General features: G+C 40.7%; 18 protein-coding genes and 1 tRNA gene. 3 read left to right on the top strand and 16 right to left on the bottom strand.

The annotated features are described in order from the left end of the window. Window positions 1-81 precede the first annotated feature (81 nt). Window positions 82-945, top strand: coding sequence for an AraC family transcriptional regulator (locus G6053_RS06085; protein WP_165305801.1), 864 nt, complete (start codon window positions 82-84; stop codon window positions 943-945). Here the strand turns inward: G6053_RS06085 and G6053_RS06080 are convergent. The 8 genes from G6053_RS06080 to G6053_RS06045 all read right to left on the bottom strand — a co-directional run bounded on the left by G6053_RS06080 (window position 934) and on the right by G6053_RS06045 (window position 8,765). Continuing rightward, entirely contained in the window at window positions 934-1,902 is a 969-nt protein-coding gene (locus G6053_RS06080; protein ID WP_165305800.1) for an NAD(P)H-quinone oxidoreductase, read from the bottom strand. The genes G6053_RS06085 and G6053_RS06080 overlap by 12 nt on opposite strands. A 140-nt stretch (window positions 1,903-2,042) precedes the next feature. After that, window positions 2,043-4,796 carry a TonB-dependent receptor gene (locus G6053_RS06075; protein WP_165305799.1) on the bottom strand — a complete coding sequence of 918 codons (2,754 nt, stop codon included), beginning with the start codon at window positions 4,794-4,796 and terminating at the stop codon, window positions 2,043-2,045. 134 nt (window positions 4,797-4,930) lie between these two features. Then, the gene (locus G6053_RS06070; RefSeq protein ID WP_165305798.1) at window positions 4,931-5,458 is read right to left on the bottom strand and encodes a ferritin; all 528 of its coding nucleotides are present in this window, start codon (window positions 5,456-5,458) and stop codon (window positions 4,931-4,933) included. Window positions 5,459-5,838: 380 nt separating this feature from the next. Continuing rightward, the gene (locus G6053_RS06065) at window positions 5,839-6,213 is read right to left on the bottom strand and encodes a DUF6686 family protein (RefSeq protein WP_165305797.1); all 375 of its coding nucleotides are present in this window, start codon (window positions 6,211-6,213) and stop codon (window positions 5,839-5,841) included. Window positions 6,214-6,488: 275 nt separating this feature from the next. Next, window positions 6,489-6,848: a ribosome-associated translation inhibitor RaiA gene (gene raiA / locus G6053_RS06060; protein ID WP_108637072.1), complete on the bottom strand. Its 360-nt coding sequence runs from the start codon at window positions 6,846-6,848 to the stop codon at window positions 6,489-6,491. 14 nt (window positions 6,849-6,862) lie between these two features. Continuing rightward, window positions 6,863-7,744, bottom strand: a complete 882-nt coding sequence (locus tag G6053_RS06055; protein WP_165305796.1) for a tyrosine-type recombinase/integrase — start codon at window positions 7,742-7,744, stop codon at window positions 6,863-6,865. A gap of 103 nt (window positions 7,745-7,847) precedes the next feature. Beyond that, window positions 7,848-8,042 (bottom strand): 30S ribosomal protein S21, encoded by a 195-nt coding sequence (gene rpsU / locus G6053_RS06050; RefSeq protein ID WP_046672133.1) that lies wholly within the window; start codon window positions 8,040-8,042, stop codon window positions 7,848-7,850. A gap of 90 nt (window positions 8,043-8,132) precedes the next feature. Continuing rightward, a complete protein-coding gene (locus G6053_RS06045; protein WP_181390705.1) occupies window positions 8,133-8,765 on the bottom strand; it encodes an HAD family phosphatase in 633 nt (210 codons plus the stop codon). Between the two features lie 89 nt (window positions 8,766-8,854). Here G6053_RS06045 and G6053_RS06040 point away from each other — a divergent pair. Beyond that, window positions 8,855-8,928: transfer RNA gene (locus G6053_RS06040), tRNA-Ile, on the top strand. A 175-nt stretch (window positions 8,929-9,103) separates the two neighbouring features. Here G6053_RS06040 and G6053_RS06035 read toward each other — a convergent pair. The 7 genes from G6053_RS06035 to G6053_RS06005 form a co-directional block, all read right to left on the bottom strand. Next, a complete protein-coding gene (locus tag G6053_RS06035) occupies window positions 9,104-12,748 on the bottom strand; it encodes a M1 family aminopeptidase (protein ID WP_165305795.1) in 3,645 nt (1,214 codons plus the stop codon). Continuing rightward, window positions 12,741-13,625: an ABC transporter ATP-binding protein gene (locus G6053_RS06030; RefSeq protein WP_108637076.1), complete on the bottom strand. Its 885-nt coding sequence runs from the start codon at window positions 13,623-13,625 to the stop codon at window positions 12,741-12,743. The genes G6053_RS06035 and G6053_RS06030 overlap by 8 nt, the downstream gene beginning before the upstream one ends. 186 nt (window positions 13,626-13,811) lie before the next feature. Next, on the bottom strand, window positions 13,812-14,324 hold the full coding sequence (locus tag G6053_RS06025; RefSeq protein WP_165305794.1) for a GNAT family N-acetyltransferase: 513 nt from the start codon (window positions 14,322-14,324) through the stop codon (window positions 13,812-13,814). Window positions 14,325-14,492: 168 nt separating this feature from the next. Further along, a complete protein-coding gene (locus G6053_RS06020) occupies window positions 14,493-14,885 on the bottom strand; it encodes a glyoxalase (protein ID WP_108637078.1) in 393 nt (130 codons plus the stop codon). 22 nt (window positions 14,886-14,907) lie between these two features. Next, a complete protein-coding gene (locus tag G6053_RS06015) occupies window positions 14,908-15,357 on the bottom strand; it encodes an SRPBCC family protein (RefSeq protein WP_165305793.1) in 450 nt (149 codons plus the stop codon). Between the two features lie 100 nt (window positions 15,358-15,457). Further along, a complete protein-coding gene (locus tag G6053_RS06010) occupies window positions 15,458-15,877 on the bottom strand; it encodes a DoxX family protein (protein ID WP_165305792.1) in 420 nt (139 codons plus the stop codon). Window positions 15,878-15,898: 21 nt separating this feature from the next. After that, the gene (locus G6053_RS06005) at window positions 15,899-16,321 is read right to left on the bottom strand and encodes an SRPBCC family protein (protein ID WP_165305791.1); all 423 of its coding nucleotides are present in this window, start codon (window positions 16,319-16,321) and stop codon (window positions 15,899-15,901) included. Between the two features lie 137 nt (window positions 16,322-16,458). Between G6053_RS06005 and G6053_RS06000 the strand changes: the two genes are divergently transcribed. After that, window positions 16,459-17,427 (top strand): helix-turn-helix domain-containing protein, encoded by a 969-nt coding sequence (locus tag G6053_RS06000; RefSeq protein ID WP_165305790.1) that lies wholly within the window; start codon window positions 16,459-16,461, stop codon window positions 17,425-17,427. A gap of 98 nt (window positions 17,428-17,525) precedes the next feature. Here the strand turns inward: G6053_RS06000 and G6053_RS05995 are convergent, their stop codons facing one another. After that, window positions 17,526-19,283, bottom strand: a complete 1,758-nt coding sequence (locus G6053_RS05995) for a DUF885 domain-containing protein (RefSeq protein WP_165305789.1) — start codon at window positions 19,281-19,283, stop codon at window positions 17,526-17,528. Between the last annotated feature and the right edge of the window lie 211 nt (window positions 19,284-19,494).

Here is a 19,494-nt window from a genome sequence, read left to right as displayed (position 1 = left end):
TCAAGTATATTATCAATTTATTAAGCTATATTACCATATCCAAACAGAAATGAGTAACTTTAATGCATATATTTCATAGTCATGAAAGCACAGTTACTGCATTTAGACAACGACCTCACCCATTCATTCAATGCCAGAAGAGACGATACGCCGCAATATCACAATATTTGGCACTATCACGAAGAGCTCGAACTGATTTATTTTGCTGAAGGGTCTGGTACACAATTTATTGGCGATAGTGTACGACGTTTTGAATCCGGAGATATCACTTTGGTAGGCTCCAATCTTCCCCATTATTGGTTGTTTGATGAGATCTACCTACGGGATGATCGTCCGCAGGCGGCAGATATACGGGTACTGCATTTTAAGGAAAACTTCTGGGGGCATGAATTCACCAACCTGCCGGAAAACAAAAATATCAAAGACTTGATGCGAATTTCGAAACGGGGGATTGCACTTTCCAGTTCATGCCGGAAGGAAACGATAGCGCATATTGATGCTATATTGGATAGTGTTGGCACCGCCCGCCTTATTCACCTGCTCCAGCTTCTTGTGACCATTGCTGCAGAAGAACAACATGACCTATTAACCAGCACAAGCTTTACGATTCAGTCACAGGACCAGGATGCAGACCGTATGCGCATTGCCATGCATTACATCGGTGAAAATTATCGGGATCAAATCCGTCTACAGGAACTAGCCTCATTGACAGGTATGACTCCGAATTCTTTTTGTCGTTATTTTAAATCACAGCTCGGGAAAACACTTTTTCAGTTTCTCATTGAAATGCGTGTAAAGACCGCATGTAATCTCCTGATGGAAAACAAGCAGACAATCAAACAAATCTGCTTCGAATCCGGATTTCAAAACTTTTCAAGTTTCCACAAATATTTCAAGAATATCACGGGCACAACACCCCTCAACTATCAAAAATCAAAAAGTTAAGACGACTTTGCCCAGCAAGGCGGAATCTTCCATTAAACGATGCGCCGCCGGGGCCTCTTCAAATGGAAGAACACGATACAGGACCGGTTTAAAATCTCCGGAAACAATCTTAGGCCACACCTTAGCCCAGATCTCATTACGCAATAGTTCTTTAAATTGACGGTCCCTTGCTCTAAGGGTACTTCCAGTCAATGTAATCCGCTTTTGCATCAATTTCAGCAAGTTCAATTCCACTTTTGCGCCTTGCATGGCATTGATATAAACCAGATGCCCATCGGGGTTCAGAAGAGCTATATTTTTTTCGAAATAAGCACCGCCAATACTATCCAAGATCACATCAACCCCCAGATCGGCCAATGCCAGCTGGAAGTCCTCGCTTTTATAGTTGATTACTTTCGATGCACCAAGGGATTGGCAAAAATGGCCTTTTTCTTCCGAACTTACGGTCGTATAGACTACCGCCCCGAATAGGGCTCCCAATTGAATCGCGGTACTTCCGATCCCGCCGGCTCCGCCATGGACTAAAAAGTGCTGTCCAGCCTGCAGTTTTCCCCGGCGAAAGACATTATCCCACACCGTGAAAACAGTTTCTGGAAGTGCTGCAGCTTCTTCAAAAGTCAGATTGGGCGGAATAGGAAGACAATGGCCTTGATAGACGGAAACATAGCTAGCATACCCGCCGCCAGCGACCAAGGCACATACCGGATCACCAATATTCCAACGGTCGACCAGACGCCCCTTTTCGACAATAATACCCGCCACCTCGAGTCCCGGAATTCGCGGATCGACACCTGCAGGAGCGGGGTAGTTTCCCTTCCGCTGGAAAACGTCCGGCCTGTTCACCCCTGCGGCCCTAACCGCGATTAGCACATCCAGATCCCCAACCTGGGGCTGGTCAAGCTCTTCGACCTGCAATACTTCTGGAGCTCCTGGCTCGGTTATAACTACTGCTTTCATCTGTGAATACTTATTTATTCAATTTTTTTTTCTCTTCTAGAGACCTTTATTTTTTCTTCCCATTATCCGATAGGCCTATCCATCGTTTAACTTCCATATCACCTATCCTGGAATACCGACATCTTCGTCTGTGTATTTTATTAGGATTTCTTTGGATATTTTTGCAACCGAATATTGAGCGAGAGCATAAAATACCGGGCTAGACGATTATTTTGAACATCCAATATATCGTTACCGACAACCGCACGGGAGATTCCCGTATTCTGATTCATCAAATCGAATCCCTGAAACCGCAGCATACCCAGATTATTACGTCCAAAAGTATATTCCATATAGGCATTGATGATCGTTGGATTGATATTGCTCCATGAACTCGAATACCCCGCATTAAACTTTTGGGACAACTCCAGTCCTATGGTAAAATGCTTACCCATATACGCCTTTGAACCCAAGCCCACAATCCCCGAATGCGCCGTAATATTATCGCGAACGGGCCAATCAAATGTCGCCCGATTCAGCGAATAATTACCATTGAGCTCCGCCTCAAAAATATCGTTCCAGGCATAGCGAAATTGAATCGCCTGTGTGAATAAAAAATGTCCACCAAAGCTTTTCTTATCATTGACATACGATATATTGTTGTAGTAATCAGCATTCCCGTTAAGGCTCATCTGTAAGTTATCCGAAAACAAAGAAGCTGTAAAAAGATAGTAACTTTTGAGATCAAAATAGCCTTCAGTATTGCGGTACGTTGTTTTTTGCACTGTTGAATTAGGCTCGATCGTGCGGTTTGCCACAATTTTATCATTGACAAGGTTATAAGCAAGACTAGCTTCAAGATATTGTCCTTTACGCGTCATGGATTTGCGATATTTTGAAACTATGCTATGGGCAAATTCAGATTTCAGATCCTTATTCCCAATAACAATATTCTGGGTATTGGTATTATCCACTACAGGTTGTATCTGATAAAAACTAGGCTGATTATTTCGTCCATAATAATCTATGGCAAGATCCTCATCTTTCGTAAACTTCCATTTTAGCCCTGCCGAAGGAACAAGATTGACATTCGGATAGGAAGTTCGTATATTTTCATTTGTTAAAGCCCCGGTTAATTCCGATGCCTGGACCGCAAAACCCAAATTTATCTTAACATTTTTTCCTATATCCTGACGGTAGACCATCCCGACCTTATTATTAGCAAAAGAATAATCGTATTTTAAACTTAACGAATCTATCTCAGATTGAAGTGTATTATCGATAGTCGAACGACTGGCATCAATTCTTGTGTAATCAAAATCGTAATTGATCTCCAAAACACCGCCCAGATCCACAGGCTCAACAAGTGACAAGCGGCTTTGGATATTTTTACTTTCGTTATTGGATCGGATCATTTGATTTAGATAAGTATTTGTGACCTTAGGGGGAGTCAGGCTACTATCTATTGCTGTATTATCATCACGTAATACCTCATCTTTATCCAAGGAGTTAAAGTCTGAATGAAAAGTATAAAGTATTTTTCGGCCCGGTTTATCAAAACTACGTACATAAAACAGATCAAGGGCTGCTGCAGGGCTCTCTGTACTATTCGCGGCCTCATATTTACCCGTACTGCTCAATCTATTGTTTCTTATCCGCCGATCTTTTAATGTTCGGCTTGTGGAATTGGTCCAGGACAGTTTTGGAGAGATCTTTAATTGATCTTTAGACGACAGCTTCATGTCAAAGTCCCAGTCCATCTTGTGTGTCCGGTCAACCGACTTTATTTTGTAATCCTCATAGTTACTGATTGCTGTATTACTTCCTTTTCCAGAGCCATAGATGGACTGCAAAAAAGAATTTCCTACCGTATTATTATTACGCTGTGTAAAAGAATATTTTCCACTGGCGTTCACCTTTTTGGAAAGCGGACTGGAAAAACTTGCCCCAATAGAACTTATCTTATTAACACCATCGGTGGGATCAGCAAAATCCGCCAGTTCGCCCATCTCCCGTTCCCGCTCTCCTCCATTCGGAGAACCGAAGGAAAAGAGATTGGTATTCGTATTATTCATCGAAGACACCATGGAATATTCCTTTCCATTATCAAATCTATTCACCCCGATACTTCCCAAATAGCGCTCCGCGGTTCCCCCGCCCAATGTCGCCTGCCCAAAGGTGATTTTTTTCTTATCTTCCTTAAGAACAATATTCAGTACTTTCTCGGACTCCGCGCTTTTGATCCCTTTGGCCGTGGCTTCATCGCCATAAAAGTCAATGACCTGCACACTCTTCACGAAATCTGCCGGAAGGTTCCGTGTAGCTGTAAGCACATCGCCACCAAAGAATTTTTTACCATCAACTTTTACCGAAGATATCGCTTTCCCAAAAGCATAGACTGATCCGTCTCTGGATACTTGCACGTTGGGCAAGGCTTTGAGCGCCTCCTCTAAAAGTGCCCTTCGATCGAACTGAAAAGCCTCTAGATTAAACTGTACGGTATCTTGCTTATAAACAATAGGTTTGTATTTTTGAATAACGATTTCTTTGAGCAAGGATACATGTGGAAACATGGTCAATTTCCCCACATCTAATTTGGCTGTGCTGCTATTATATAGTGGATAACTTCTTTCGAGAATACTCAAACCTATCTGGCTACAGCTTATGCGAATGTCGTTGCCCAGAACCCGTCCAAAGCGGAAATAGCCGGTAGCTGAAGTTGACGTAAATAAGGTATCACGCGAGCTCGTCAAATGCACACTAACACCTTTCAGCGGACTGCCGGCAGTATCTACAACAATTCCATAAACTTCTTTTTTTGTCGCCTGACCAAAAGTGCTTTTAGGCAGAAAAAATAAGCTTATAATGGATAACAAAAGTATAAACCGGATTATATCCCCGCCCCTTAGTTTCATCAAACAGACTTTGCAATAATACAATTCAATATAAGAATTCTTAAGCTATTAACGTAAAAAGTTGTGATTTTGTATAAAAAAAAACGAGTTGTTAGGAAAACAACTCGTTCTTTCAACTAATTTTTTATAATCTGTTACTCACCGGCAAAGGTAACCTTCACAAGATGTTTGTCAATTTCCCAACGGCCTGTACCGTCTTCACCAATGACATCAAATAATTCCAGGATACGTCGCGCAACAAATTCCTCCTCTACCTGCTCTTCAAGGAACCATTGTACAAAGTTGAAGGTTACATAATCCTTCGCTTTGGCACATTTATCAGCAATATTATTAAATTGCTCTGTTACAAACATTTCCTGCTCCAAAGTCTGCTCAAATACACCACGGAATGATTCAAAATCTTGTGGGATACCTGTGACCTCTGGAGAGATTGCACGTCCACCACGATTGTTGATGTAGTTGAAAAGTTTCAACATGTGCTCACGCTCTTCGTTAGACTGCTTTGCAAAAAACTCAGCAGCGTTTTCTAAACCTTGATCATCACACCATGAAGACATCGCCAGATATAGTGCCGAAGAGTGTGCTTCTACTTTGATCTGTGCATTTAGTATATTTTCGATCTCTTCTTTCAAAGAAGATTTTAATTTCAATAAATCTTTCATATTTACCTTAAGTTTAATTTCTAAAACAATATCAGGTGATATACCTTATCATCCGATTACATTACAAAGATACATCGGATTTGGAAAATCTGTATAAATAATCTGCAATACAAATTCAGTCTAAATTAGACAGGCAAACCGCAACTTGTTTAGAATCAATACAATTACAAATACCGCTCATAGATACTTTCAATAACCCATAAATTTAATTAATGATAGCCCCATTACCCAAAAAAACGTCGATTTTCAATAAATAAAGCAGGACAAGAAAAGGATACTTATTTAATTTTAATTTAAATAAGCAAACCATATAACAGAAAAAGCGGTATATCTCTTGTTTAGACACACCGCTTTTCTGTTATTTTATATAAAATATCTGTTTATGCCAAGACAGCAAAAGGCGATACCTGTAGACAGGTTCGGATAACCGAATTTAATTCCATCATAAACTTAGCGCCATCCAGCAGCTCGCGAAGCTGAAGTACATCCTCTACGGCAAGAATGAAGCATCTCTCTGTTCGAAAAGGCATAACAATCTCAAAATCAGATGAACGTGTGGTATCATTGATCATGTATTCTACATCAATGGCATCCATACGCTTTTTGAATTTCAAAAAGTCTGACACCGAAAAAGATGTCGTTTCGTTATTATACTCCAACCAGAAGCAATTTTTACGGCTACATTGATAAACCGTACCAGCTGTAGTGGAAAATACTTCTTCAACCTGCGCTAATGGACAAACCAATTTTGACATTTTTATTACCTTCTCTTTTAAACTGCTCAAAAATAAATATTATTTATAATCAATCCAAGTAAAACAGCTAATTATTTTGATTTAATATAAATAAGCTCCCCGTCCGGTATTGCTAGCAAGTTGCGAGTCTCCCCGAACAGGCTAAAAAAACAAGCAAGCCGAAGAAGCGAGCAGCGCTTGAATACCTAAAAAAAGGCCGGCACAACTCGATGGTTCCCATAAAAAAAGGAGGTCAGCTTAAACTGACCTCCTTCCTTATAAGTATGTAGTATTTTTTAATCGTATTCTTCCTCTTCTTCTTCCTCTACGGAAAGTACTTCTTTGCGATTGCTAATAACTGTATTTTTTGTCTTTGTTTTATATTTGTTAATCTGCCTACGTAAGGATTCTACAGCGATATCCGTCGCCTCCTCAAAACTCTTCGCCTGCCCTTTTGCGAAAAGTTGGCTTCCGGGAATGTTCAGTTTGATCTCTGAAATCTTATTTGCCTCGTCATCGACATTTTCCAATCGCAGGTAGCATTCACCACCGATAATTGAATCCAAAAACTGCTCTAATTTTCCTGTCTTCTTTTTAATGAATTCGATTAACTTTTGATCTGCATTAAATCGAATGGATTGCACAGTAATGTTCATTTTTCCTCCTTTTTTTAAGCTTTTGGATGAGCTTGTTTATAAATAGACTTCAATCGTTCTGCTGAGTTGTGCGTGTACACCTGCGTCGCCGCAAGTCCTGCATGTCCCAACAGTTCTTTAATTGCATTTAAATCTGCCCCGTTATCCAGTAGGGCCGTTGCGAACGTATGCCTCAAAATATGAGGGCTCCGTTTACCTTGTGTGGAAATCAGTGTTAAATAACGATGCACAATATCATAGATTAGCTTGGCATACGCTGGTTTCCCTTCTTTCGTAACAATCAGTAAGCTGTCATTAGTATCAACAAATTGCGACGCTTTTTGTTGCAAATAGTTTTTCAATTCTTTTACCAAAAGATCATTTATCGGAACAAGCCTTTCTTTGCTCCTTTTACCTAATATAAGAATATTTTTGTTAAAAAAATCTATATCCTGCTCCTTAATTTTCAACAGTTCGGCCAGACGAATTCCCGTCCCAAAAAGAAGTTCCATGACCATGTAATTGCGGCGTGACTCAAAATCATCCTGCTCTTGTTCCAGATGATCCAGCAGACGAACCAGTTTTTCTTTCTCCACAACGACAGGTAGCTTCTTTGCAGTCTTTAAGGCCTTAATAAGGGTCATCGGATTTTTATCCAGGCAACCCTCACGTTGAAGAAATTTAAAATAGGTCCGCAACGAAGACATGCTTCGATTGACAGAACTCGCATTCTTACCGGACTCCATCATCTTCGCGAAGTAATGCCGTAAATCCCGGTAAACAACATCCGATAACACAAGTCCCTCAGCATTTAAAAAAGACCAAAACATCTCCAACTCATGCCGATAGGCAACAACCGTATGTTCTGAATATCTTTTTTCAATCTGCAAATACCGAATAAACTCCTTTTCCAACATAATTTCCCTCGCTATACTATCCTTAAATTACAAACTTAAAAGCACAAAAAAAAGGGAAAAGCAATGCTTTTCCCTTTATATTTTTAAATTCTCAGCGAATCAATTAGTTAGCCACATCTTGATTCAAAGATTGTTTGTAAATCGCTTTTTTCACTTGAATGCGACGAGTTACAGATCTCTTTTCATAAGCTTGACGTGAACGCAACTCTCTTAAAACGCCAGTTTTCTCGAATTTCTTCTTGAAACGTTTTAATGCTCTATCTAAAGATTCTCCTTCTTTTACATTTACGATAATCATGCGTTGTATATACCTCCTTTCGTCGCTTTTAAAATTTAAAGTGGGACAAAGGTACGATATTTACATTGAATAAGAAAAGAAAAATAAATTTTATATTAATCCAAATTCCTCCAAAATCGTTCTCAAAGGTTTCTCCTTGGTACACAATGCCGTATGCCAGCCTAATTGCTTCGCTGTAGCCAAATGCTGCGGGCTATCGTCGATAAATAACGTCTCCGCAGGATTTAATTCCTGCTCCGCCATGACCAATTCGAAAATCTCGGCGTCCGGTTTACGCATGCCCACCAAATGCGAATAATAGGTTTTTTCAAAAAATCCTTCGTTGTCGGCAACAGCATATTTTTCATAAATTGCATTCATACAGTACGCATAATGAATAGCATTATTATTGCTCAACAAAAAAGTACGATACTCTTCTTTCAATTGCAATAATAACGCATGATGTCCCTCCGGAACGCCAATCAATAAACTGTTCCATGCGCCGTCAATTTGCGCGTCGGTCAGGGCTGGATTTTTGGTAATCGCACGAATCCCATCCCGGAATTGCGCAGCACTAATTTTTCCCTTGTCAAAATCGTCAAAAAGTGCACTTTGGCCATGATGCCCAAAAACTTCGTCAACATTTTCTATACCTAACTGAGTAAAAGCAACTTTCAACTTCATAAAGTCGATCATGAAGATTACATTTCCATAATCAAGAACAATATTTTTAATTTTTTCCATCGAATTATTTTGAAATACCGATACAAATATCGATAATTGCATCGTCAAAACGGCATAACCGATGCTAAAATTGACAAAACAAACGACCTGCTCCTATAGCTCAGTCGGTTAGAGTAGAAGACTCATAATCTTTTGGTCCCTGGTTCGAGCCCAGGTGGGAGCACAAACAAAAAGTCGCTTTTCCATATTGGAAAGCGACTTTTTTGCGTTTAATTCCCGCTCTTCACCTATTTTCGCCGGATAGTACCTATTACCGTCTGCACAGGTCTACCATTTGTTATAGCCATTTTACAATTCGTTAGAACAAATGCCCAGGATAACTACAAACCGGAATGTCGTTAGATATCTTTTCTATTATCATCTGAATCAATATCAATCAGTTTGTTGTACGGATCCACACCGACCTGTGTAGGTTTTTGATCTACAACCAATGTCAACGTATTATTGATCTGATCAATACGATGTTTTTTGAGGTAAATTTCCTGTGGTTTGCCATTGTTCTTATCCGCCGCTTTTGAAAAAACACCAACCTCAATATAGTCCCTCAGTGGCAAGGATTTCAATGTCACCCGATCTGATTTTTTAAATAACAACGGTTTGCTTCCTTGATCATTGTAACTCTTTTTCCCATTGGCATCCACGCGATACTTAGCCACTTCGAATTGAATATCCACTTGATATTTTCCATTTTTCAACTTTTTAGTACTCACCTTCTCCACTTTATTATTGTACAGGGTGATCGTCTCAAACATGTCTTTAATCAGATAACGCAGGGAGTCAGGTGTCGCTCTGCGAAAGTAATCCACAAATTCCAAGGAGGTTGTATAGGGCGGATTTTGGAAGGCCGTACTTTCCAAATAAGCTTTTGCTGTTTGGTTGAATACATCTTCTCCAAGGTAGTCACTCAGCGCATACAATACCAATGAGCCTTTTTGATAATGGATATACATTTGATTCTCATTGTACATGAGCGGCTTTTCTCCTAATTTCTCCGCACTTCTTCCCTTTAGATAGCCATCCAGTGCGTCTTTGAGAAACTTGCGCATCTGTCCTTTTCCATACCTCTTTTCCAGTACTTTCAAAGAGGAATATTCAGACATACTTTCGGACATCAATGTGGCTCCCTGCGTATTGGCACCGACAACTTGATGTGCCCACCACTGATGCGCTATTTCATGCGCGGTCACAGCATAAGGATAATCCACCGCATCGTCTTTTTTCTCATCCACATCCGCAATAAAACCTATCGCCTCCGAGAAAGGAATGGTATTGGCAAAAGACTGCGCAAAAGTTCCGGCTGTTCGGGGAAATTCAACGATTCGAAGTTGCCGATGTTGATAAGGACTATATTGGCTGGTATAATAGGCCAAGGAAGCCTTGCTCGAGGCCATCATCCGATCAAGATTGTAGGTATGCCCTTTATGGTAATAGATTTCCAAATTAACACCATTCCATTGATCCTTTTTCATTTCATACCGAGCGGAATTAAAAGCAAAGAAATTCAGAATCGCTGAATCCATTTTATACTGGTAATATTTTCTTCCGTTTTTCTCCCACTGTTTGGTCAAGTACCCCGGAGCAATGGCCAATTGATCCCTATCCGTACTTACAGTTGCCTCAAACCGAATCCAGTCTGCATCATTTGAAATATAATTGTTCTTTCGTGCATTGGAATCCGTGGGCAAAGCCATACGATCCCGGTAAGGTAGTCCATATTTTTTACGGATATCATTATCCACCAGCTCGCCCCGATCTAAATAACCGATATTCGGAAATAGCATATTGTTAATGAAAGTTCCATTGCCTTTAACGGGAGACTTCTCATTCACCCACGTGTTTGCCGGACTAACTGTACTAAAGTTTAAGATGATAGAATCCCCCGGTGCCATTGGCTTGGCCAACTTATAGATGTTAAAATTATAAATATCATCGGCCGATATCAGCTTATGAGGCACATCGAAAGAAAAGGTATAATCATAGTCATTATAATTGACAAAAATAGAGTCTATGGCAACCGTAGTCTTATTCTTGAGCACATAAGAAGCCTGTGCTTTAAAGCTACGCATGGAAGGATAGATATCCATATTGAACTTGATGTCAACAACACGGGGCTGAGGCCGAAATTGATATTTTTTGTACTTCTTTTCCCATTCCACGGACTGCTTTTCATGATCAAGACTTGTATAATAAGGATTTTTAATATGGTTCTCATAATATATGCCCGCACCGATCCCCACAAAGCCAATAAAGCTCAAGAGAAGGACAGTTATACTCGCGGGGCTTAAGTTTGTTCTTAATATTTCCCAACGCTCCCTCATCCCCGAAAATCCTCCTCTACGCCAAAGCAAGAGGGCTATCGTAAGAAAAAACACCGCGAACAGCAACCAATATGTTCTATAGGTCAAAAAAGGTAAGATATAGCCAAAACCGTCCATATCTGAATAGTCAAGCCCCGGCCCTTGGTTAAACTGATAAATCGCCTGCTCCACGCCTACCATCGATAAAAATGGCAATCCGATAAATAAGGTTAACAGGACAAAAAAACCAGCCAGATAATTTTTGAAGAGCGTATGTACAAAGATGGCCACAAATAACCATACGATATTTGCCAACATACCATACACCATCAAGTGCATGATGTATTGCCCGATTTCGAAATGATAATAATGATGATAGACCTGAAATGCCATACAGGTGAGCATCACCACTGCAAGCAAGGTCAGTTGCATTAAGATGATCGCGATTATTTTGGAGCCCAAGAGCGCCCAGTTCGGAACTGGTGTCGCATCCAATAATCCGCCCATCCGTGTAATGCTGCCACGATGAACCAATAAACCACTGAAGAGGAAAGTCAGAATCAACAAAAAGAATTTAAAGGTCGTTCCCGGTATCATCAGCATTTTCCAGGTAACAGGATAAGTCGAGGTACCGAAAATCGCACCGATTGTACTAGCCATCAAGATGATAAACAATACGCCGACCAGGGTTAGAATCAAAAAAACCGGATTTTTAACAATGTATCGATAGTCATACCGCGCAAGTGTCCAAGTCGATTTCAAATAGTGGACGATTGAAAAGTCGTAGTTCACTTTCGGTAGATTGAGCCGAAAAACACTGTCAAAATTATTTTTTGTCAATCGTTTTCCTTTCTTGCCTGTCTTCACTGAAATGGAATCCTGTGAGAAAGAAAATAAAAGGTAAAATCCGCCAATAAACAATGCGGCTACAGCAAGCCATATCAGACGATTATAGATAATTGCTCCCAGAAAAGGAAGATTGTTTGTGTTCTTTTCTTCAGGAGACCAATATTGCGTGTAGTAAGAAATGGCGCTATCACCAAAGGGATCTATCAATGCCCCGAGGTAACGATGATCAGCGTTTGTTGTCAGATTCTGCACAAGTACCTGTACAATAATAAGCACCAGCACCGCAACAAAACCTACATATACATTACGGGTAAAAGTGACCAATACAAAAATAATAGCGCTGAGAATAACCAGATTGGGGATAACCTGAATAAGATAGGTCTGGAAGTAGGCTAAAATATGTACGGGACCCAACAAATCCGGATTAATCCCCGGAACGAACTGTGCAACAACAATACCTAAGGTGGATGCCAGTACGATGACGAGTACGACGGCTATGGATCCAAAAAACTTGCCCAATAGATAATCTGTTTTGGTAAACGGATAACTAAAGAGAATGGTATGTACATTATATTGAAAATCCCGATAAACACAGGCCCCCACAATCGAGGGAATTAAGAAATAGATAATGGAAGACATCCCGTTTATCATCTCATTAATAGCCCAAGGCGAATTTCTGATGGTATTGGATGATGTCGTCGCTGTGACGCCATCAAATATCCCTAGTGAGGACAACATGATGAACAACGACAGGACAAAGAATAAAGCCATATAAATATAGACGGCAGCACTCTTAAACCAACGTGTAAACTCAAAATTAAAAATTGGACTAAACATGGCGCTGGTCAGTTTTTAGTGCAACAAAATAGACATCTTCCAGCTGCCCTTGTGCATTTACGAAGGATTCATCTGGCTGCACATCACTATAAACCCGGATATTGAGCGTATTATCCTGATTATAGTTTGTAGAAATTACATTATACTTCTGTGTATACTCATCCAATTGATCGCGGCTAATGATCCGTACCCAGATCTTGCCTTCCAATTGTTCTATTGTCTCCTTTGGCGTGCCGCGCAATAGTATTTTACCCCCATTGAGAATAGCAAGTTCATGGCATAATTCGCGGACATCATCCACAATATGTGTCGAAAAAATAACCGTATGATTGGTTCCGATCTCCCGCAATACATTTAAAAAACGATGCCTTTCAGCCGGATCCAGTCCCGCAGTAGGTTCGTCAACAATAATCAGTTTGGGATCGTTCAGCAATAACTGGGCAATGCCGAAGCGTTGTTTCATTCCCCCCGAATAACCACTCACACTCTTGTTTCGGACATCCCAGAGGTTGGTTACTTCCAGTACACGCTTGATGATAGCCTGCCGATCAGCACCTGTCTTAATCCCTTTGAGTTTCGCGAAATAGTGTAATAAATCTATCGCCGAAAGGTTCGGATAAACACCAAATTCCTGTGGTAAGTAACCCAAAATTTTTCGCAGTTCCATTTGCTTTCCAAGGACATCAATATCACCAAAAGTAATGCGGCCATGATCGGGCTTCTGAAGGGTAGCTATAGTGCGCATCAAGGATGATTTTCCTGCTCCATTTGGTCCGAGGAGACCAAACATTCCCGGCTTTATTTCTAAGTTTACTTCGTCTAGTGCTTTTACACCATTAGGATAGGTTTTACTGAGATTTTCTATTGATAAATTCATAAATAAGTTTAACTGTTAATAATTCGTTAGTATACAGCAACGACAATTTGTTACAACAATATAACAAAAGTTCACAAGAAAACAGATAGATCTACCTATTTTTCAATAAAATATCAACTAAAAACAGTTATTGCCCATACAGTTCATCGAGGTATGAAAACCGTATAGGCAGATTGGAATGGCCGCTTAGAGCTTTAACTCAAATAGACTTACCGTGGCCTTATCGTAGTGTGCGGGCAGACCGGATGTATCGCGAAGTTTCTTTAATCCCAGAAATTCGAAACCACATCTGGTATAATGTTCAATAAGTCCCTTATTTTCCCCCACCGTATCCAGGCGAACAAAATTCTTATTATTTGCAATGGCATATTCAATCGCCCAATGCACAATGTACTGAACGAGATTCTTACCTCTAAAATCGGGATTTGTGGCAATGCGATGAATATAAACCGCCGGATCTTCATTTCTTTCTTCCCAGATATCAGGGTCGTCGAATGTAGTCGCCCAGACACAGGCAATATCCCGACCGGCAACCATTTTCCATTGCCTATGCTCCTTCAGTTCCTGCTCAATAAGCTTCCGGTCAAATTCAGGCCAAGAAACCATGGATTTTGCTTTTTGAAAATCTGTCGCAAACTTATATAACTTAAAAATCGAATCAATATCCTGCGGGGTGCTATTGCGTATCTGTAATTCCATTATTATCACTTAATTACTGTTATCAACTTTGCCTGAAGCATACACAAAAATACACTTCTGCGAATAATGATAATGGATACAGATCATTGCTATATTAAGGTATCAGTTTCTGCAGCCATTTGCCCAAATTGCCACAATAATAGCTGTTGGCTACAACGGAATAAACTTTCATCCCAAGATCCCCAATATCCATTTTACGTCAAAAATATCTGTCACTTCCACCAATTGATCCGTCTCGTTGTTACCTAATACAGGTTGACCAGCCCCTGCCGCCAGCTTAGCGACAAGCCGGCCACGGTCAGCCACATTCGTACAAGGCAAAAACACCGAAAGATAGTTGCCAATTTTTCGACCATCATCGTGTACCAGATCCGAACCATAGATAACCACACTGGGAGAAATAAGAGAGGCACTTACAATAGGCAGCTCTGAATACCCATTTATTTTTTTATCTAGCCTGTCAAAATCCAGGCTCCCGCCAAAACATGACTGATAAAACGTAAGCGCCTTTCTACAATCCCCCGAAAATGTGATAAAAACCCCGCTTCTTAACCGTTCCATATCCTAAACAAATTGAATTAAACTATGCATCCGGTATGACGGGCTCCACAAGTTTTTTCATTTTTTCCAACGATTCCTGCCATCCCAGGTAACACATTTCGGCGGGGATAACTTCAGGAATTCCTGTTTGTTCTATTTTAAGTTCAGTACCACAGCTGACTGCACGCAGCGAAACTGTCGTTGTCATTTCTCCGGGTAAATTGGGATCATCAAAGCGGTCAACATATTTGATAAATTCATTGGGTATGATTTTCAAATATTCACCGCCAAAGGAATGACCATTGCCCGTACCAAAATTGATAAATGTCATCTTGAATTGACCGCCTACTTTAAAGTCCATCTGCTGTACGGTACAGACAAAACCATAAGGGGGTAACCAGCTGGCATGCGCTACCGGATCCGCGAATGCGCGGAAGACTTTTTCAGGACTCGCCTGAATAACCCGATGTAAAGAAACACTATTTGTTTTCATCTCGTTTGATTGTTTATAATGTAAATAGATAATATGATCTTTTTGTTCTTTCTAATAAATTTTTGATCAACCCATCCTTTCCGATGTGAACACCATGATATTAAGATACCGCTGATGCACCTGTATAGGTATGCTGCTGTGCGGCACGACTTGTACCGGCTATCTTTGACCGATAGACATAAGATAACATCAGTATACCCAGTACGATAAGGGGCAATAACATAAAGGTTATATTTTTATCCACGCAGGCATGACTGATAAAGGCAAATACCAAACTGAATGTCAATCCTGCATAAGCCCATTCTTTTAATTTAGCCGGAAACTGTGGAATGGCAATAGCGATGACTCCGAGCACTTTACAGATAATAAGAGCATAGGCAAAATAGTCCGGGTAACCTAAAGGTTTGGTTCCAGCATTCATATATTGCGGTGCAAATAGTAATGTGCCAAGCGGCATAGCGCCTTCCCAGATAACAATTAATATCGTCGCTATCCAGAAGATAATTTTATTCTTTTTCATGATATTGCTATTTTAAGGTGATTAATTCGTTGATTCAACATATTTCACAAAATTATTAAGGATTGACTGCCAGCCTTGTTGCTGAAGTTCAGGATCATTTATCTGCTCCGCATCAAAAGTGGTGCTGATAATTGTCTTTCCATCTCTTTTGGAAAACAGAGTGCTTACTGTCCGGCCGTCAGACATGATATAGGCGATTTCCTGATGCAATTCAACCCTCTCATAAGTTCCTTCAAAATCGAACCCAAAACTGCCATCCTTTGCTTCCATCCGATTTTTAAAAGTGCCATTCACACGCAAGTCGTTTTGACTGCTCGGACAATGCCAGCTTGGATCTGCAGTATTCCATTGCATAATATCTGCTGGTGCGTTCCATTGTTGCCATACTTTTTCTACCGGTGCATTTACTGTGGCTTCAACGTTGATTTTTGTTTGTGTTTCCATGATTTCTTTTTATTTGTTTATAATGATATAGCAAAGATGCAAAGGATTTTAAAGCCCGGCGTATTGTAAAACCGACAACTTTAGGGGTGGATTACGACAAAAACAATTTGTACCTTTATCACATAAACCCAAAAGATATGCAAGTCTCAGTTTTTGTCCCCAAATACGGTACTATCGAAGGTATTACGCCAGCATTTAGAACCTTTCATACGGCCAATGAATTTTTATCGGCTTTTGGAAAAAAACCGATATTCAATGTTGAGTATGTAGGCCTGAGTGAATATGTGCCAGCCAATAGCGGCGAGTACACCATAAAAACAAATCGCTTACTGCAAAATGTCGATCGCACCGATCTACTGATCATACCGCCGACTTTTGGTGATATTGACACCGGAATAAGGGACAATGCCGAAGCCATACCTTATTTTAGAAAACTTCACTTAAAAGGCACCCGCTTGGCCAGCTTATGCGTGGGAGCTTTTCTTCTGGCAGAAACTGGGCTTTTAAATGGAAAAAAATGCTCGACTCATTGGGCTTATATCAGCGAGTTCAAGGAAAAATACCCCGAAATAGAAATCGAAGATGGCGCCGTTATCACCGAAAACGACAATATATACAGCAGCGGCGGCGCCAGCAGCCTTTGGAATTTAATTCTGTATCTCGTCGAAAAGTTTTCCGACCGCGAAACGGCTGTTATGATTGCTAAATATTTTGCGCTGGATATCAGTCGGGACAGTCAGTCACAGTTTGCAATATTCCGTGGACAGCGAAATCACGACGATGTGGATATCCAGAAAGCACAGGATTACATCGAACTGAAATATGAGGAAAGAATTACTGTTGAGGAACTGGCGAATTTTGCAAACATTGGCCGCAGGACTTTTGAACGCAGGTTTAAAGAAGCGACAAACAATACACCGGTCGAGTATATCCAGCGTGTGCGGATAGAGGCTGCCAAGAAATTTTTTGAGGCATCAAGGAAAAATGTTTCGCAAGTAATGTATGATGTGGGTTATACAGACACCAAAGCCTTTCGGGATATTTTCAAAAAAATAACGGGCCTTACGCCCATAGAATATCGGAACAAATTTGCCAAAGTGGCCTAATAAGATAAAGACTACATCGCAAACGCAGCGGAAGGGAATGGAATAAAACAACAAGCCACACGATAATCGAGTGGCTTGTTGCCTAAGTTGCGTTAAACCTACTTCTTAAGCATCATTTCCCGGATATATTTTACCGGTGAATTGCCAAAACTTAAAAATTTCTCATTGAAGGCTTTCAGCTTAAATTGAGCACCCTCCTCCTTTTTAACAGCTTTTCTTAAATCATAGATTTCTTTATATCCTGTAAAATAGGATGTGAGCTGCACACTGCTAACGGATACTCTCTTCCACTTTCCAGCGGCTTCGGCCTGTTGTTGAAATGCTTCGTCAACCAATAAATGCATTGCATCCTTTTCACTCATATTCTTCACATGCACACTATAATCCAATATCGCATTACATACAGTCCGCAGATGCCATTTATACCACATCAACCACATTTCAGGTGCATTGTCACCATAGCCATTTTCCAGCATCATCTGCTCGGTATATACGGCCCAGCCCTCGATCATCGCACCATTCCCCAAAACACTCTTGATTAAGCTCGGTGACTGATTGGCATATACCAATTGCGTATAATGTCCGGGAATAGCTTCGTGGATATTCAAAATCTGCAAAATATAGTGATTGTATTCCCGCAGATAGCTTTCTGAAGCTTCTTTGGTCCATCCTGCAAGACTACCGACATTGTAGTATGTATTTCCACCTTTATCGTAGGGACCGGGAGCACTGATAGAGGCTCCGGCCACACCGGCCATGTAAGCAGGTTCTTTCCGCACAACCAAAGGCTTACTGTCATCAATATATAAGAGATCCTTCTTCTTCACAAATTCCACCAGTTTTGGAATCTGTGCTTCGATAGCAGACTGAAAATCTGCCGCTTTGACGTGATGAACAGACAAGGTATCAATCATCTTGCGGATCAGGACCAAACTATCTGTGGGCTGCACGGCCTTTCCAAAATACTTTGGCCATAGCTGCTTACTGATTTTATGCATTTCGGTATGCAAATAACGCTTACGTGCCCTTGCTGCATCGTAGATCTCCGCAGCGGTAGATCCTGACTGAATGTCAAATTTAAACTTTTGATCATATAATTCCTTCCCTAATCTAAAACTTCGCGGAGACGGGTTGGATGTCTCCTTTAAATAGGTCACAAATCCCTTTATTGCTTTTACAGCTTGGTCGGCTTTCGTTTGAATAGCTGCTTTTTCAGTTGCCGGAAGATTGGATTTTTTTAGAGAATCACGCAGATCCGTTTCAAATACGGATAATCCGCCCAAATTTTGCTGTATGGCCAAATCTGTCAATACCAAAGCTGGATTCTTGATCTGTCCTTTTGCGGCTTCATAATAGGCTGGAATTTTCGCCATGCGCTGTTCAATAGCATGTAGGCGGTCGTGCAGTGGAGCATAGTTCTCAGCCAACATAAAGGCGATGGTGCCGCTTACATTATAGGCAGAGGGGTTCCATTCGTAAGCCCGCTCCTTTTCGATCGACCACACATTGGATTCCAGATAATTCTGGATCAAATGGTAGTCCGTTTGTTGCGAGAGATTCAGATCATGCAGATCAAAGCTTTTTAACTGATCGAGCTGCTGTTTTGAAAATTCCAAGCGTGATGCCCTGCTTTTAGCATCAGGAATCGTCAATAACGAATCGTATGGATGAAAACCTACCTGTGTGGCCCATTCCGGATTTTCTTTCCAGAGCTGCTCGATGAATCTATCTTCGTAAGCTTTAAAACTTGCATTGGAGGTCGTATCCGCAAGGGCTTTTTTGGTATCGGAGCCCGACCCGCAGGACGCCAGCATTCCAAAACTCAGGATAGTGAACGTATATGTTATCAGTTTCATTGGAGTAATTTGACTAAAAATAGCAATTGTTGTTGATTGTTGATCAATCACCTCAAGGATTTTACAATTCACATCGCTGCATCTTTCCGATCTACAGTCAAGTATGGAATTTGCCTGCAAAGGTCCGCAATCGTCCTGAGGATGCCCATTAGAGATCCAATAGAAAATTATTAGAATTTTGTCAGAAAAAATAAAGCATAATCAACTAATA

It is taken from the genome of Sphingobacterium sp. DR205 (assembly GCF_011064245.1).
GTDB classification, from domain to species: domain Bacteria; phylum Bacteroidota; class Bacteroidia; order Sphingobacteriales; family Sphingobacteriaceae; genus Sphingobacterium; species Sphingobacterium athyrii.
This window is presented reverse-complemented; position numbering and strand designations above follow the sequence as displayed.

What these genes read in the sequence shown, in the direction of transcription:
- G6053_RS06085 (WP_165305801.1), top strand. Translation starts at nt 82, where the DNA reads ATGAAAGCACAGTTACTGCATTTAGACAACGACCTCACCCATTCATTC.
- G6053_RS06080 (WP_165305800.1), bottom strand. Translation starts at nt 1,902, where the DNA reads ATGAAAGCAGTAGTTATAACCGAGCCAGGAGCTCCAGAAGTATTGCAG.
- G6053_RS06075 (WP_165305799.1), bottom strand. Translation starts at nt 4,796, where the DNA reads ATGAAACTAAGGGGCGGGGATATAATCCGGTTTATACTTTTGTTATCC.
- G6053_RS06070 (WP_165305798.1), bottom strand. Translation starts at nt 5,458, where the DNA reads ATGAAAGATTTATTGAAATTAAAATCTTCTTTGAAAGAAGAGATCGAA.
- G6053_RS06065 (WP_165305797.1), bottom strand. Translation starts at nt 6,213, where the DNA reads ATGTCAAAATTGGTTTGTCCATTAGCGCAGGTTGAAGAAGTATTTTCC.
- raiA (WP_108637072.1), bottom strand. Translation starts at nt 6,848, where the DNA reads ATGAACATTACTGTGCAATCCATTCGATTTAATGCAGATCAAAAGTTA.
- G6053_RS06055 (WP_165305796.1), bottom strand. Translation starts at nt 7,744, where the DNA reads ATGTTGGAAAAGGAGTTTATTCGGTATTTGCAGATTGAAAAAAGATAT.
- rpsU (WP_046672133.1), bottom strand. Translation starts at nt 8,042, where the DNA reads ATGATTATCGTAAATGTAAAAGAAGGAGAATCTTTAGATAGAGCATTA.
- G6053_RS06045 (WP_181390705.1), bottom strand. Translation starts at nt 8,765, where the DNA reads ATGGAAAAAATTAAAAATATTGTTCTTGATTATGGAAATGTAATCTTC.
- G6053_RS06035 (WP_165305795.1), bottom strand. Translation starts at nt 12,748, where the DNA reads ATGTTTAGTCCAATTTTTAATTTTGAGTTTACACGTTGGTTTAAGAGT.
- G6053_RS06030 (WP_108637076.1), bottom strand. Translation starts at nt 13,625, where the DNA reads ATGAATTTATCAATAGAAAATCTCAGTAAAACCTATCCTAATGGTGTA.
- G6053_RS06025 (WP_165305794.1), bottom strand. Translation starts at nt 14,324, where the DNA reads ATGGAATTACAGATACGCAATAGCACCCCGCAGGATATTGATTCGATT.
- G6053_RS06020 (WP_108637078.1), bottom strand. Translation starts at nt 14,885, where the DNA reads ATGGAACGGTTAAGAAGCGGGGTTTTTATCACATTTTCGGGGGATTGT.
- G6053_RS06015 (WP_165305793.1), bottom strand. Translation starts at nt 15,357, where the DNA reads ATGAAAACAAATAGTGTTTCTTTACATCGGGTTATTCAGGCGAGTCCT.
- G6053_RS06010 (WP_165305792.1), bottom strand. Translation starts at nt 15,877, where the DNA reads ATGAAAAAGAATAAAATTATCTTCTGGATAGCGACGATATTAATTGTT.
- G6053_RS06005 (WP_165305791.1), bottom strand. Translation starts at nt 16,321, where the DNA reads ATGGAAACACAAACAAAAATCAACGTTGAAGCCACAGTAAATGCACCG.
- G6053_RS06000 (WP_165305790.1), top strand. Translation starts at nt 16,459, where the DNA reads ATGCAAGTCTCAGTTTTTGTCCCCAAATACGGTACTATCGAAGGTATT.
- G6053_RS05995 (WP_165305789.1), bottom strand. Translation starts at nt 19,283, where the DNA reads ATGAAACTGATAACATATACGTTCACTATCCTGAGTTTTGGAATGCTG.